General features: G+C 32.5%; 12 protein-coding genes. 11 read left to right on the top strand and 1 reads right to left on the bottom strand.

From position 1 onward, the window contains the following. Positions 1–123: 123 nt before the first annotated feature. Positions 124–1,134 (bottom strand): site-specific integrase, encoded by a 1,011-nt coding sequence (locus EJF26_RS05745; protein ID WP_001085615.1) that lies wholly within the window; start codon positions 1,132–1,134, stop codon positions 124–126. 1,134 nt (positions 1,135–2,268) lie between these two features. Between EJF26_RS05745 and EJF26_RS10115 the strand changes: the two genes are divergently transcribed. The 11 genes from EJF26_RS10115 to EJF26_RS05690 all read left to right on the top strand — a co-directional run bounded on the left by EJF26_RS10115 (position 2,269) and on the right by EJF26_RS05690 (position 13,802). Next, positions 2,269–2,502 carry a hypothetical protein gene (locus EJF26_RS10115; RefSeq protein WP_235097106.1) on the top strand — a complete coding sequence of 78 codons (234 nt, stop codon included), beginning with the start codon at positions 2,269–2,271 and terminating at the stop codon, positions 2,500–2,502. A gap of 217 nt (positions 2,503–2,719) precedes the next feature. Beyond that, on the top strand, positions 2,720–3,196 hold the full coding sequence (pezA, locus tag EJF26_RS05735) for a type II toxin-antitoxin system antitoxin PezA (protein WP_000578854.1): 477 nt from the start codon (positions 2,720–2,722) through the stop codon (positions 3,194–3,196). Continuing rightward, positions 3,196–3,963, top strand: coding sequence for a type II toxin-antitoxin system toxin PezT (gene pezT, locus EJF26_RS05730; protein WP_000762940.1), 768 nt, complete (start codon positions 3,196–3,198; stop codon positions 3,961–3,963). The genes pezA and pezT overlap by 1 nt, the downstream gene beginning before the upstream one ends. A 620-nt stretch (positions 3,964–4,583) precedes the next feature. Beyond that, entirely contained in the window at positions 4,584–6,812 is a 2,229-nt protein-coding gene (locus EJF26_RS05725; RefSeq protein WP_000680277.1) for a glycosyl hydrolase family 28-related protein, read from the top strand. After that, on the top strand, positions 6,799–7,530 hold the full coding sequence (locus EJF26_RS05720) for a PP2C family serine/threonine-protein phosphatase (protein ID WP_000687248.1): 732 nt from the start codon (positions 6,799–6,801) through the stop codon (positions 7,528–7,530). The genes EJF26_RS05725 and EJF26_RS05720 overlap by 14 nt, the downstream gene beginning before the upstream one ends. 82 nt (positions 7,531–7,612) lie before the next feature. Then, positions 7,613–8,251 carry a phosphate signaling complex PhoU family protein gene (locus tag EJF26_RS05715; RefSeq protein ID WP_000944642.1) on the top strand — a complete coding sequence of 213 codons (639 nt, stop codon included), beginning with the start codon at positions 7,613–7,615 and terminating at the stop codon, positions 8,249–8,251. A gap of 16 nt (positions 8,252–8,267) precedes the next feature. After that, a complete protein-coding gene (gene galT, locus EJF26_RS05710) occupies positions 8,268–9,743 on the top strand; it encodes a UDP-glucose--hexose-1-phosphate uridylyltransferase (protein ID WP_001193545.1) in 1,476 nt (491 codons plus the stop codon). 12 nt (positions 9,744–9,755) lie between these two features. After that, entirely contained in the window at positions 9,756–10,769 is a 1,014-nt protein-coding gene (gene galE, locus EJF26_RS05705) for a UDP-glucose 4-epimerase GalE (protein WP_000996574.1), read from the top strand. 145 nt (positions 10,770–10,914) lie between these two features. Beyond that, complete coding sequence (locus tag EJF26_RS05700) at positions 10,915–11,571, top strand: DUF1868 domain-containing protein (RefSeq protein WP_000793817.1); 657 nt, start codon at positions 10,915–10,917, stop codon at positions 11,569–11,571. 37 nt (positions 11,572–11,608) lie between these two features. Then, on the top strand, positions 11,609–12,688 hold the full coding sequence (locus tag EJF26_RS05695) for an extracellular solute-binding protein (protein ID WP_000748691.1): 1,080 nt from the start codon (positions 11,609–11,611) through the stop codon (positions 12,686–12,688). A 103-nt stretch (positions 12,689–12,791) separates the two neighbouring features. Beyond that, positions 12,792–13,802, top strand: a complete 1,011-nt coding sequence (locus EJF26_RS05690; protein WP_000589129.1) for an ABC transporter ATP-binding protein — start codon at positions 12,792–12,794, stop codon at positions 13,800–13,802. Positions 13,803–13,810 lie beyond the last annotated feature (8 nt).

Here is a 13,810-nt window from a genome sequence, read left to right as displayed (position 1 = left end):
TTTAATTTTTTTAGTTTAGAACAAGAATGTTAAGAAAGAAATCAATACTTTCAGTACGATTTTTATTTAGTTGAATTTTTTAATTTTAATGAGAGATATATCATAATGTTTGGAAAAAGTTACTTAGTTTGCTTGTGAGATTAACTTATAGGCGTAGGATTTTTGAAATTCTTCTGGTCGATTGTGTCCGAGAGCACGTGATACAATTAAACAAGCCTTTCGATCAAGGGCAACACCTTTTAATTCGCCTCGTAGATAAATTTTTTCTTTTTTATCTTTGATATCTTTGGGATCTCGCGCGACAAGAAGATAAAGACGTTTTGCGTATTCAGCACGATATTTATGAGGTTTTAAAGCAGTTGGAACTTGAAACACACGTTTTTTACCAGCTAGTTTAAATTCTTCAACAAGCCTTTCTAATTCTTCTTTGTCTCGCGTAATAATCGGAACCCAACGATCTCGTGCTCCTTTTGATTTATGTTTTTTACCAATAATTTTAAGATAATATTGGCCATCCTCACGTTGGTAGAGGGAGTCTCCAGTAATAGCTTTTAATTCATTTTTTCGTAGTCCAGTGGCAGATACGATTGAGAACCAGCGATTATTTGTTTCTTCAGACATCCTGTCGTCATTAGACTTCAAACGATTATTCTTTTTGTCGGCTCGATATCGAATATCCGTTGCAATAAAAGCGGTAGAAGGTACTCCTAAAACTTTGGCTAATGCTGCTTTATAGGTTGACTGGGTTGGAGCAGAAAGTCCTAATTTCTTACAATGTTTTAAGTATTGATTTACTAAGTCAATCCATCCCTCAATATTGTTAGATTTTTCAAGAGCTTCTAAATCTTCGGCAGTAGTTATTGAGGCAACAAAGGAAGCAAATCTGCTCCAGGACCCAGCGTAGTTATGAAGAGTTCGGTCGGTATGGATTAAATGAATGTCCTCTCCCGTTTTTTTGGATTCATTTCGCTTGATACCCTTTCCTTTTTTAAAGCGCGTGACTAGATTAGTTAGTCCTTTAGATTGGACGAATTGTTTACGGCCTTCGAAAGTAGTTAGAGAATCCATCTGTTGTTTCTTAGCTTTCTCTTTAGCTTTTCGTCGATCAGCACGACTACGTCTCTTCTTTGCCATAGTTCTTTCCTTTCTATAGTAGATAATGTGCTTTTAAAGAAGATCTTAAGAAAAATCTTAAGGTCTTTTTTATTCAAGTTGAAGTAGTGCAGTGACTTAAGCTTATATTCACTGATGTAGTATCTTCCCTTTGCTTAGGGCGCTTCTTAATTGATGGCTAAGAAGATAACCAAGTCATTTTACAACATGACAAGTTGACTCAATTCAAATAAAATGTAGAGTTCCATCTTGCAGATAAAAATCTGTTGTTTTTTCTTGTTAGTCTTTTTCAGGTTTAATTGCTCTGAATTTAGCGACTGAGCTAAGCTAGTTTTTGTATTTGATTTTTAGACTTTTGTTATTTACTTTAGTTTTTATACTTTGATTTTTTACTTTGTTATGATCAAAAAATTTTTTTAAACTGCTGTTGACATTACTTTTATTATCTATACATTTATTTTTTATTGGTAAATGTAATACAAAAATTGGTTCCTGTTATTTACTTTCGTTTTTTACTTTTATTCTTTACTTTGTTACGATCAAAAAATTTTTTTAAACTGCTATTGACATCTTTTTTATTATCTATACATTTATTTTTTTTTAGTTAATGAAATACAAAACTGGTTCTTTCCTAACCCAGCTTAAACCTACTGTTTCCACGATAGCTACCTCCTTTCAAACATAAAAAACGTAGCTATATTAGTTACGTCTCTACTCAATCAATTATCTTGATATTATTAGTATGCCATAAATTTTAAAATAAAAAAATCAGGATAAGTTTTTTTACGTTATTCACTTTTACCTAGTACTGTGTGTTTAGCGTGACTTACACATACGTTCCTGTCAACGCTAAACACACAGAAAAAATCAGAATCGCAAAAAAAAAGAAAGATGAGAGAAAGAGGAAAAACTACAAAAAAATTGAGAAGAAAATAATACCTTTATCAGTTTTTTTAATTTTTTATTTTTATAATTTGAAAAAAAAGGCATACTATAATTATAAAAACAATTACGGAGGGAACAACTATGTTTCTAAAATATTATTCACTCATTAACTATATTCTCTATAAAAATCGCAGAGAATTCGAAAACTCATTTGATTGCTATCCGAAAAAGACAGTGTATGAGTTTTATATTAGGGAGTCTACAGGAGGAATGAAAATTAGGCAAAAAGAACATAATGCAATTCATGTTAGCCTATTTTCTAATAGTGGAAGTTATATTACACTTTACTTAAGGAATTTTACGTCAGAGGATTTGGTGGCTGTGATGAATTCATTAATCAAGCAGAAGAAAGAACTTGGATATGAGCGGTTGATTTGCTTGTTATCAGAGCTCAAAAATGATGAACGCTTAAGTTTATTGATGAAGTTATCCAAAATGAAATAAACATACTGGGACGAGTATCTCAGTGTGTTTTTGTGGTAAATTTATCTTTAAAATAGATAAGATAGATTATTTGATAAAGCCATTGTATTAGATGATTGGTTTGCCAACAATGTAACAGATGAATTATTCATTCAGCTAGAGCTGGATAAAAACGCACCAAAATTGGTGCGTTTTTATTTTTTGTGCTATAATAGAAATAAATAAAAGGAGGAGTTACATGATTGGAGAAAATATAAAAACGTTACGTAAAACACATAAATTAACGCAGCCTGAGTTTGCAAAGATTGTTGGTATCTCTAGAAATAGTCTGAGTCGTTATGAAAATGGGACAAGTCGAGTTTCGACAGAATTAATAGATCGTATCTGCAAGAAATTTAATGTTTCGTATATCGATATCGTAGGGGAGGAAAAAATGCTCACACCAGTAGAAGATTATCAATTAACTCTGAAAATTGAAGTGATTAAAGAACGAGGGGCGAATATCTTAGCGCAACTTTATCGTTTTCAAGATGAACAAGGAATTGCATTTGATGATACTTTAAATCCTTGGGTTCTAATGAGCGATGATTTGTCTGATTTGATTAATACGAGGATTTATCTTGTTTCAACTTTTGAGGATATAGAGCGATTTAATGGCTATTTGGATGGTATTGAACGTATGCTAGAACAAGCTACTCATCTGGTGGTGGCTTAATGAAACTAGAAGAATTTAGTCAAGATAATTTTGAACAAGCCTCCAAACGGCTTATCCGTTCTTTAACTCGTGGAAAAACAACCTCATCTCATCCTAAGGCTATTTTGCTCGGTGGACAGAGTGGTGCTGGGAAAACAACGATTCATCGTATTAAACAAAGGGAATTTCAAGGTAATATCATTATCATTGATGGGGATAGTTATCGCTCTTTTCATCCGAACTACCTTGGCCTACAGGAAAAGTATGGCAAAGATAGTGTGGATTATACAAAAGTATTCGCGGGACAAATGGTTGAATATCTTGTAGATGAGTTGAGTAAAAAAGGTTATCATTTATTAATCGAGGGTACCTTGAGAACAACAGAAGTTCCCCGAAAAACGGCCCAATTATTGGCAACTAGAGGATATCAAGTCTCACTTGCACTGATTGCGACCAAGCCAGAATTGTCTTATCTCAGTACCTTGATACGTTATGAGGAGCTCCATGCTATAGACCCTAGTCAAGCAAGAGCGACTCCCAAAGAGCACCATGACGGAATTGTAGAACATTTAGTTGATAACTTACGAGAGTTGGAAACGGCTAAACTTTTTAGACAAATTCAAATTTATCAAAGAGATCAATCGTGTGTTTATAATTCGGAAGTAGATCAAATCTCAGCAGCAGAAGTTCTACACGAATGCCTATTTGGAAAATGGAACAAGGTGGAAAAAGAGATGTTGAAGATAGAGCAGGAACGGTTGAGAGAGTTGGGGGAAATTGATAAGTGACGAAGGGATAATTTATGAGTACATTTAAAAAAGTAATTTATTTTTGTACCAGATTTAACTACTCATAATCTATGGGAATTGGTTGAACAGTATAAAACAGGGAATTTAAGAGATTATGAATAGGGGCATTTTAAGTAATGTAAAGAAAAGCAAAGAATATGCAAAGTGTTTGTTTTAAGGCAATTATCACAAGTTAATTTTTAAAAATAATTTAGTATTTTTTGTTTTTTTGACCAAATCATGACCAAATCATGACCAAATCATGACCAAAATTAAATTTTTAGAAATTAATATAAAGTAAAGTAGATCAAGAAATTGGTCTATTTTTTGTGAAACAGTATTCAGAGTTATTAAAAAATATTCTATCATTTTCACTATGAAATTGTTCTGTCCATTTAAAAATGTTGGAAGAGATTTAATAGTATTTTTGGTTTATAGAACAGATATAAAGTTTTAAATATGATTACGCTTTAAAAAATGTTGTATTTTATTGTGTTATCCCTTGACAATTTTATTTAGAAAATATATGATAAGGATAATGACAGCGGTGTCATTTTGTCTGATATAAAAAAATTTAGTGATAGATAGTAAAAAAACAATAAAAAATTTGGAGGTGTTTTATGAAGCATTTTGTTCACAATGAGGTTTTTAGTATTCGGAAACTTAAGGTTGGATTGTGCCCTGTTTTGGTAGCGGTTTCATTCCTGGGGGTACAAAGTGTTTTTGCTGATGAAGTAGTTACAAGTGCTCCTCAAATATCTATGAATGAGCTTTATACTTCGACCACCAATAGTATAGAAGGTTCTTCAACTAGTAATCATGACAATCCTACTGGGATTGACTCTTCTACCTCACAATTAACCGATAGTAAAGTTGATTCTCCTTTGATATCTAATAAGGAATATAAAGAAGATGGGGTAAATACTGGATCTTTTGAAGATGAAATGAAAGATTCTCCGCTAGTTTCTAATAGTGCCCTTTCTAATTCAACTATCAAAAGTTTAGAAGGTTCCTTAACTAGTAATCATGACAGTTTGACTGATTTTATTACTACTTATTCAAAGTCAGTTAGTTCTGAGAACGAAGTTGCAGATACTTCTAATAGGAATGAAGTGGGAGATAGTAACACTGCTTTAGAAAAAGGGACTGAAATTTCGGCTTTAAGTGTAAAAGATTATGGTGCAGTAGGCGATGGGGTTAATGATGACCGACAAGCAATTCAGGATACAATAGATGCAGCTGCTAAAGGATTAGGTGGAGGGAAAGTATATTTTCCTGAGGGGACTTATTTAGTTAAAGAGATTGTCTTTTTGAGAAGTCATACACACCTAGAAGTACATGAAAAAGCTACCATATTAAATGGTATCAATATCAAAAATCATCCTTCTATTGTATTCATGACAGGTTTATTTACGGATGATGGTGCGCAAGTAGAATGGGCCCCAACAGAAGATATTAGTTATTCTGGTGGTACTATTGATATGAACGGTGCTTTGAATGAAGAAGGAACTAAAGCAAAAAATCTACCACTTATAAATTCTTCAGGTGCATTTGCTATTGGGAATTCAAATAACGTAACTATAAAAAATGTAACATTCAAGGATAGTTATCAAGGGCATGCTATTCAAATTGCAGGTTCGAAAAATGTATTAGTCGATAATTCTCGTTTTCTTGGTCAAGCTTTACCTAAAACTATGAAAGATGGGCAAATTATAAGTAAGGAGAGTATTCAGATTGAACCATTAACTAGAAAAGGTTTTCCTTATGCTTTGAATGATGATGGGAAAAAATCTGAAAATGTTACTATTCAAAATTCATATTTTGGTAAAAGTGAAAAATCAGGTGAATTAGTAACTGCAATTGGGACACATTATCAAACTGCAACAACTGAAAATCCTTCAAATATTAAAATTCTAAATAATCATTTTGATAATATGATGTATGCGGGCGTTCGCTTTACAGGATTTACTGATATTTTAATAAAAGGAAATAGGTTTGATAAGAAAACTAAAGAGGAAAGTGAACACTATCGTGAAAATGGTGCTGCTTTAGTTAATGCTTATAGTTATAAAAATGTTAAAGACGTATTAGATCTGAATAAACATGTGACTATTACTGAAAATGTATTTAATATTGCTGATGCTAAAACAAAAGCAATACGTGTTGCAAAAGATAGTGCAGATTATCTTGGAAAAGTAACTGATATTACTGTAACAAAGAATATCATTCATAATAATTCGCAAAATACTGAACAGCCAAATATTGAATTATTAAGAGTCAGCAACAATTTGGTAGTATCTGATAATATCATCTCGGGAGGTAAAGACGGAATCGTAATTGAAGAATCCGCTGGAACTATCACTGTCCTAAATAATCAACTTTCCAATTTAACAGGAAATCATGTTTCTTTACTTAAAACTGATTTTAATGGGACCAGCTCAGACACAAATAATAGTGTCGGTGATTTTAATATTATAACTGAGAATGAAAGTTATAAAATCTTTTCGCAAAATTCAGGTAATCACTCAGACAACCACTCAGATAAGCATGTAGAGGAAATAAAACCTGTAGCTGAAAACAAAAATAATTTAGCTAATAATTACTCAGTAAATAGTGTAGATGATAAAATTGAAAAATCAAATCATGATTCAGGTAATGTAGTAACAGGAGAAATTTCACAAAAACAATATGACGTAACTAATGTTAGTGAAGTAGTTAAGACAAAAAATAATCAACATGCATTACCAAAAACTGGATTAAATAAAATGGTTGAGTTGCTTTTAACTATTATTGGAATTTGCCTTCTATTTGGACAATGGAGTTTAAAACGTCGTTATGAAGATAGATAGAATTTGCTCAATACAAGGTAGTGCTAAAGAGAACGAAGATAGCGTAGATTACAAAAATCAATATTTCTGGATTATAGATGGAGCAACAGATTTATTTAATTCAAAAGATTCTATAGGTTATTCAGTTTCGGAAGTATCTCATCTTATTTCTGAGTGTCTCAAGCAGTATTGTAACGATTCTTTATCATTGAAGAAAATTTTCGAGCTTGCTTTAGATGACGTTAGAAAAATAATAGAGATAGATAAGTGTGAGTTTGATGATTATTACCAGTTACCAACTTTTGCCTTTATTTTTGCGAAATTATCTGGTTTAAAATTAGAATACATAATGATTGGCGATTGTGTTATGATAGTCAACAATCAAGTGATTACAGATCATAGAGTAGATTGTCTTTTTGAGCAAGGAAAATTTACAATCAAATCTAATGATGAAGCTGATAAAAAGACTATATTACAAAATATTAGGAAGCTAGCTAATAAACCAGATGGATATTGGATAGGTTCACTAGACAAAAGTAGTATAAATCATGTTATCAATGGTAGTTTGGAAGTAACTAGTAATCATATTGTTTTAATGACTGATGGTTTTTACGATTTTTATACTCAAAATTCAGGCTACAATTTTGGAGAGTTAATTGAAATGAGAAAAGAATCTACAAATATTGATCCTATTTATGGTAAAAAAGATGATGCAAGTATTTTGATAATTGATGTTTAAAATAATTTCATCATATGATGAACTATAAAGACAGTTATCTATACGAGTTCTTTATAGTGCAATTGATTATTGAGGTTAGATAATGTTGAGAAAGCATTTTGACAATGAAATTATTGAGTTGTCTAATAATCTAGAAGATATATGGATTTCTATAATAAAAAAATATGAAATGATATTTGATGACTTAACCGAAGTTCAAAAACAAAGTATTATAGATAATGATTTAGTTATTAATGAAGCAGTTGTTACAATAGATATGAAAGGTATTGAACTCATCTGTTTACAACATCCTGTTTCTGTTGATTTGAGAAGAATTATAACTATAGTAAAATTATCCACAGATATTGAACGTATTGGTGATCGAATCATTGAAATAGTTAAGAATTTAAAAAATATTCATACAATGCATGAATGGGGACCATTATTTTATGAAATGCTAAAAATACATTTTATTATAGGGGATCACTTAAAGAAAACTCTAACATGGTATAAGAATAGAAACTATGAACCTGACGTATATGACTATAATAAAAAATGTAAGTTGATATCTGGTCTATGTCAAAAACTAGGAGACAAAGTAGTAGAGAACTTTCTTATTGAATTCTCAAATGTTGATGAAGCTATTGTATTTTTAGAAGTTATTAATATTCTTGATAAGATATCCCATACAACACAATCTATTTATAAATGGTTAGATTATCAGGAAATTGGAGTATTATAGTTAAAGAGGAGTATATATGCAGACAATAGTAGATAATTTTGCTAATAAAATTATTGAATATGGAATTTATAAATCGATGGACCAAATATATATAAAAAATAGAATATTGGCTTTAATCGGTGAAGAAGGAACTGATAAGATTTCAAATGAGAGTGATCTTAAAAAATTAAAAGACAATTTAGTAGAAATAGCTTTAAAGAATGGTAAAATTGCTGATTTAGCTGAGGCAAAGGAATGTTTAGGTGCAGAGCTGATGAATTTTATCGTTCCATTACCAAGTCGCCTTAATGATATTTTTTGGAGTTCATATGATGTTTCGCCACAGGATGCAGTTGAAGAGTTCTATCAGTTAAGTAAAGATAGCGACTATATTAAATTGTCAGCTATCGCTAAAAATATAGCTTTTCATACTGAAACTAATTATGGTTCACTTGAAATTACAATCAATTTATCAAAACCGGAAAAAGATCCGAAAACAATCGCGGCAGAGAAATTGGTAAAGTCATCTAATTATCCAAAATGTTTACTTTGTATGGAAAATGAAGGTTATCAGGGGAGAATAAATTATCCAGCACGTGCAAATCATAGAATTATTCGGTTGGAACTGGGAGACGAAGTATGGGGTTTCCAGTATTCCCCATACTCATATTTTAATGAGCATGCGATATTCTTGAATAGTCAACATGTACCAATGGCTATTACGTCCAAAACATTTGAACAATTATTGGAGATTGTTGATATTTTACCAGGGTATTTTGCTGGTTCAAATTCTGATCTTCCTATCTCAGGAGGTTCTATTCTTAGTCATAATCACTACCAGGGAGGAAAACATATTTTCCCAATGGAAAAAGCAAAATTTGAGAGAGAATTTCTTTTTAAAGACTTTGAGGATGTTAAAGCAGGTATTGTAAAATGGCCGATGTCAGTGATTAGGCTACAAGGTGAAAATAAAAATCGTTTGGTAGAATTAGCTACTAAAATCCTAAATATCTGGAGAGAATATTCAGATTTAGAAGTAGACATCATTGCTAAGACTGAAGATATTCCACACCATACGGTGACTCCTATTGCTCGTAAAGTGGATGGAAGATATGAATTGGATATTGTTCTGAGAGATAACCATACTACTAAACAATACCCAGATGGTGTTTACCACCCTCATCAAGATGTACAACATATTAAAAAGGAAAATATTGGGTTAATCGAAGTGATGGGACTTGCGATTTTACCACCTCGTTTGAAAACAGAGTTAGAAGAAGTTGAGAAATATCTTTTAGGAAAAGATAACGCAATTGCTGATTATCATTTAGAATGGGCCGTTCAATTGAAAGAAAAATATCCTGGACTTAAAGAGGAGGAGGTTCATAGCGTAGTTCAACATGAAGTAGGGCAAGTATTTGCGAGAGTTCTCGAAGATGCAGGTGTTTATAAGAATACTCAAACCGGACATGAAGCATTTATGAGATTTGTTAAATCGGTTGGAATTAATTAGGAGGAAGTAAAAATGGCAATATTGGTAACAGGCGGAGCTGGTTATATTGGTAGCCATACCGTAGTAGAATTACTAAATTTAGGTAAGGAAGTCGTTATTGTCGACAACCTTTCAAACTCAAGCATTTTAGTATTAGATCGTATTGAAGCAATTACAGGGCAACGTCCTGCGTTTTACGAATTAGATGTTTGTGATAAACAAGGATTGAGAAAAGTTTTTGAACAAGAATCTATTGAGGCTGCAATTCATTTTGCAGGATACAAAGCTGTCGGCGAATCCGTGCAAAAGCCTGTAATGTACTACGAAAATAATATTATGAGCACATTAGCTCTTGTTGAAGTGATGTCAGAGTTTAATGTTAAAAAGATTGTGTTTTCATCGAGTGCGACTGTATACGGCGTTCACAATCAGTCTCCCCTTATTGAGACGATGCCGACAAGTGCAACGAATCCGTATGGGTACACAAAAGTGATGCTTGAACAAATTTTAAAAGATGTTCATGTAGCAGATTCAGAGTGGAGTATTGCGTTGCTTCGTTATTTCAATCCGATTGGTGCTCATGAGTCGGGGTTGATTGGAGAAGATCCATCAGGAATTCCTAACAACTTAATGCCTTTTATTGCACAAGTAGCGGTAGGTAAGCGACCAGAGCTAAGTGTTTTTGGAGATGATTATGATACGGTAGATGGTACTGGTGTTCGCGATTATATCCATGTAGTGGATTTAGCGATAGGGCATATAAAAGCTTTAGAGAAAGTATCTGAAAAAACAGATGTTTATATTTATAACCTTGGTTCAGGAGAAGGCACAAGTGTATTACAACTTGTAAATACATTTGAAAGTGTCAATAAGGTTCCAATTCCTTATAAAATTGTTCCAAGACGATCAGGAGACGTTGCGACTTGTTATGCAAATGCGGATAAGGCGTATAAGGAATTAAATTGGAAGACTACAAAAAATGTCGAAGACATGTGTAGAGATACATGGAATTGGCAATCAAAAAATCCTAATGGATACAATAAATAAAAAAGTTCGAGTAGTCTTGTAATATGTATATATTAAAAAAATTAAAAAAAAAAACAATGAAAGCGCTTGACAAAGTAAACGATTACATTGTATAATATAAACATGAATGACACCGATGTCAAAAAATAAAAAAGAAGGTCTTTTTATGAAAAACTTAACAAAAATTAAGTTCAAAGAGAACGGGGAATTTAATCATTTCCCGGGGAATACAGTTGTAGCAAATCTTTATACTAATTCAGATTTGATGGAAGTTGTTGATATCATTCAATCACGCTATAGAGAGTTACCATTTATAGATAAATTCACATTAACTCCAAGAGATTCTATTCATATGACTGTAATTGAATTGCTTTGCCATGAAAATCGTGAGCCAGAATTTTGGAGTAGCCATCTACCATTGGATACGCCATTACAAGAAATTCATGATTACTTTGCAAAACAACTAGAAATTTTCCCATTGCTAAACGAAGATATTCATATGCGTGTGACTGAAATGGGAAATCAAAACATTTTAGTAGAACCAGCCGATGAGAAATCAGCTAAACGATTAGAAGAAATTAGAACATATGTTTCTGAAAAAGCAGGTGTTCGATTCCCTAATCATGATCGCTATCAATTCCATATCTCAATTGGATATCTTCGAGTTCCATTAACTGAAGAAGAAAATGAAGAGTTTACTAAAGTGAAAAAGGAATTAACGGAAGTTCTGCTTGAAAAGATTCCTGTCATTACAGTAAATCGTATCGATTACACAGTATTTGAAGATATGAGACGTTTTGTTCCATATTGTGAAAAATTTTAAAATAAAATTATAATTAAAAATAAAAAGGAGATTTCATATGAAAAAATCTAAATTATTATCGTTTTTAGCTGCAGGGGTTGCGGTTACAACATTGGCAGCATGTTCAGGTGGTTCAACTAATTCATCAAATTCTTCGAGCGATACACCTCAATCAGAAGAAAAAGCTGACAAGAGCCAAGAATTAGTAATTTATTCTAACTCTGTTTCAAACGGACGTGGGGATTGGTTAACTGCTAAGGCTAAAGAAGCTGGTTTCAATATTAAAATGGTTGACATTCCAGGTGCTCAGTTGGCCGATCGTGTTATTGCTGAAAAAAATAATGCAGTAGCTGATATGGTATTTGGTATTGGAGCTGTTGATTCAAATAAAATTAGAGATCAAAAATTATTGGTACAGTACAAACCTAAATGGTTAGATAAAATTGACCAATCTCTATCAGATAAAGATAACTACTACAATCCTGTAATTGTTCAGCCATTGGTCTTGATTGGTGCTCCTGATGTTACTGAAATGCCTAAAGATTGGACTGAGTTAGGCAGCAAATATAAAGGTAAATATTCAATTTCTGGACTTTCAGGGGGAACAGGGCGTGCGATCTTGGCAAGTATCCTTGTTCGCTATCTCGATGATAAAGGAGAATTAGGCGTTTCTGAAAAAGGTTGGCAAGCAGCTAAAGAATATTTGGAAAATGCGTACACTCTTCAAAAGGGTGAAAGTTCAATTGTTAAAATGTTAGATAAGGACGACCCAATCCAGTACGGTATGATGTGGGGTTCTGGTGCATTAGTTGGACAAAAAGAACAAAATGTTGTATTTAAAGTAATGTCTCCTGAAATTGGTGTTCCGTTTGTAACTGAACAAACAATGATTTTGAATACTAGTAAGAAACAAGCTTTAGCTAAAGAATTTATTGATTGGTTTGGTCAAACAGAAATTCAAGTAGAGTACAGCAAAAACTTTGGTTCTATTCCTGCAAATACTGAGGCAGTGAAAGAGTTACCAGAAGCTACTAAGAAATTTGTTGATCAAGTGAAACCGCAAAGTATTGATTGGGAAGCTGTTGGAAAACATTTGGATGAATGGGTTGAAAAAGCTGAACTAGAATATGTAAAATAGGGCATAAGTGTAATTTTTAAAATTCCAGGTCTCTCTAAAGTTTCTAAACCTACATGAGAAATTAAGAGAGACTTTTCATTTATAAGTAAAGGAAGTTAGTAATATGATTAAATTTGATAACATTCAAATTAAATACGGTGATTTTATCGCGATTGATAATCTAAATTTAGATATTAAGGAAGGAGAATTCTTTACCTTCCTTGGACCATCTGGATGCGGTAAATCAACAACTTTGAGAGCTTTGGTAGGTTTTTTAGACCCTTCATCTGGAAGCATTGAGGTTAATGGGAAAGATGTTACTCATATGGAGCCAGAAAAACGTGGAATCGGGATCGTATTCCAATCTTACGCACTATTTCCAACAATGACAGTTTTTGATAATATTGCATTCGGTCTAAAGGTTAAAAAAGTTGCTCCAGATGTTATTAAAGCCAAGGTTTCTGCAGTGGCTGCTAAAATTAAGATTTCAGATCAACAATTGCAACGTAACGTTTCAGAATTATCTGGAGGACAACAGCAGCGTGTAGCTTTAGCTCGTGCTCTTGTTCTGGAACCTAAAATCCTATGTTTGGATGAACCCTTGTCAAACCTAGATGCAAAATTACGTGTGGATTTGAGAAAAGAGTTGAAACGTCTTCAAAAAGAATTGGGAATTACGACTCTATATGTTACACATGACCAAGAGGAAGCGTTAACGCTATCTGATAGGATTGCTGTTTTTAATAATGGTTTTATTGAACAAGTGGGAACACCAGTAGAAATTTATCATAATTCTCAAACAGAATTTGTATGTGATTTCATTGGAGACATTAACGTACTTACAGATGAAACTGTTCACGGAATTCTTCTAAATAATGCTCATGTTCTTTTGGAAGATAAAAAAGGTTACATTCGTTTAGAAAAAGTTCGCTTCAAACGTGAAACGGATCAGGATTTTGTCTTAAAAGGTTCAATTATTGATGTGGAATTTTCAGGAGTTACAATTCACTATACTGTTCAGGTATCTGAAAATCAAATTCTTAATGTAACAAGTATCGATAGTCAGTCAGCTATTAGATCTGTCGGAGAAAGTGTGGAATTATTTATCACACCATCAGACGTTCTGCAATTTTAAGGAGGTGC

Source organism: Streptococcus oralis subsp. dentisani, from assembly GCF_007475365.1.
GTDB lineage: Bacteria > Bacillota > Bacilli > Lactobacillales > Streptococcaceae > Streptococcus > Streptococcus mitis_AX.
Note: the sequence above shows the minus strand (reverse complement) of the source record. Positions and strands in the feature narration are given on the sequence as shown.

What these genes read in the sequence shown, in the direction of transcription:
- EJF26_RS05745 (WP_001085615.1), bottom strand. Translation starts at nt 1,134, where the DNA reads ATGGCAAAGAAGAGACGTAGTCGTGCTGATCGACGAAAAGCTAAAGAG.
- EJF26_RS10115 (WP_235097106.1), top strand. Translation starts at nt 2,269, where the DNA reads ATGAAAATTAGGCAAAAAGAACATAATGCAATTCATGTTAGCCTATTT.
- pezA (WP_000578854.1), top strand. Translation starts at nt 2,720, where the DNA reads ATGATTGGAGAAAATATAAAAACGTTACGTAAAACACATAAATTAACG.
- pezT (WP_000762940.1), top strand. Translation starts at nt 3,196, where the DNA reads ATGAAACTAGAAGAATTTAGTCAAGATAATTTTGAACAAGCCTCCAAA.
- EJF26_RS05725 (WP_000680277.1), top strand. Translation starts at nt 4,584, where the DNA reads ATGAAGCATTTTGTTCACAATGAGGTTTTTAGTATTCGGAAACTTAAG.
- EJF26_RS05720 (WP_000687248.1), top strand. Translation starts at nt 6,799, where the DNA reads ATGAAGATAGATAGAATTTGCTCAATACAAGGTAGTGCTAAAGAGAAC.
- EJF26_RS05715 (WP_000944642.1), top strand. Translation starts at nt 7,613, where the DNA reads ATGTTGAGAAAGCATTTTGACAATGAAATTATTGAGTTGTCTAATAAT.
- galT (WP_001193545.1), top strand. Translation starts at nt 8,268, where the DNA reads ATGCAGACAATAGTAGATAATTTTGCTAATAAAATTATTGAATATGGA.
- galE (WP_000996574.1), top strand. Translation starts at nt 9,756, where the DNA reads ATGGCAATATTGGTAACAGGCGGAGCTGGTTATATTGGTAGCCATACC.
- EJF26_RS05700 (WP_000793817.1), top strand. Translation starts at nt 10,915, where the DNA reads ATGAAAAACTTAACAAAAATTAAGTTCAAAGAGAACGGGGAATTTAAT.
- EJF26_RS05695 (WP_000748691.1), top strand. Translation starts at nt 11,609, where the DNA reads ATGAAAAAATCTAAATTATTATCGTTTTTAGCTGCAGGGGTTGCGGTT.
- EJF26_RS05690 (WP_000589129.1), top strand. Translation starts at nt 12,792, where the DNA reads ATGATTAAATTTGATAACATTCAAATTAAATACGGTGATTTTATCGCG.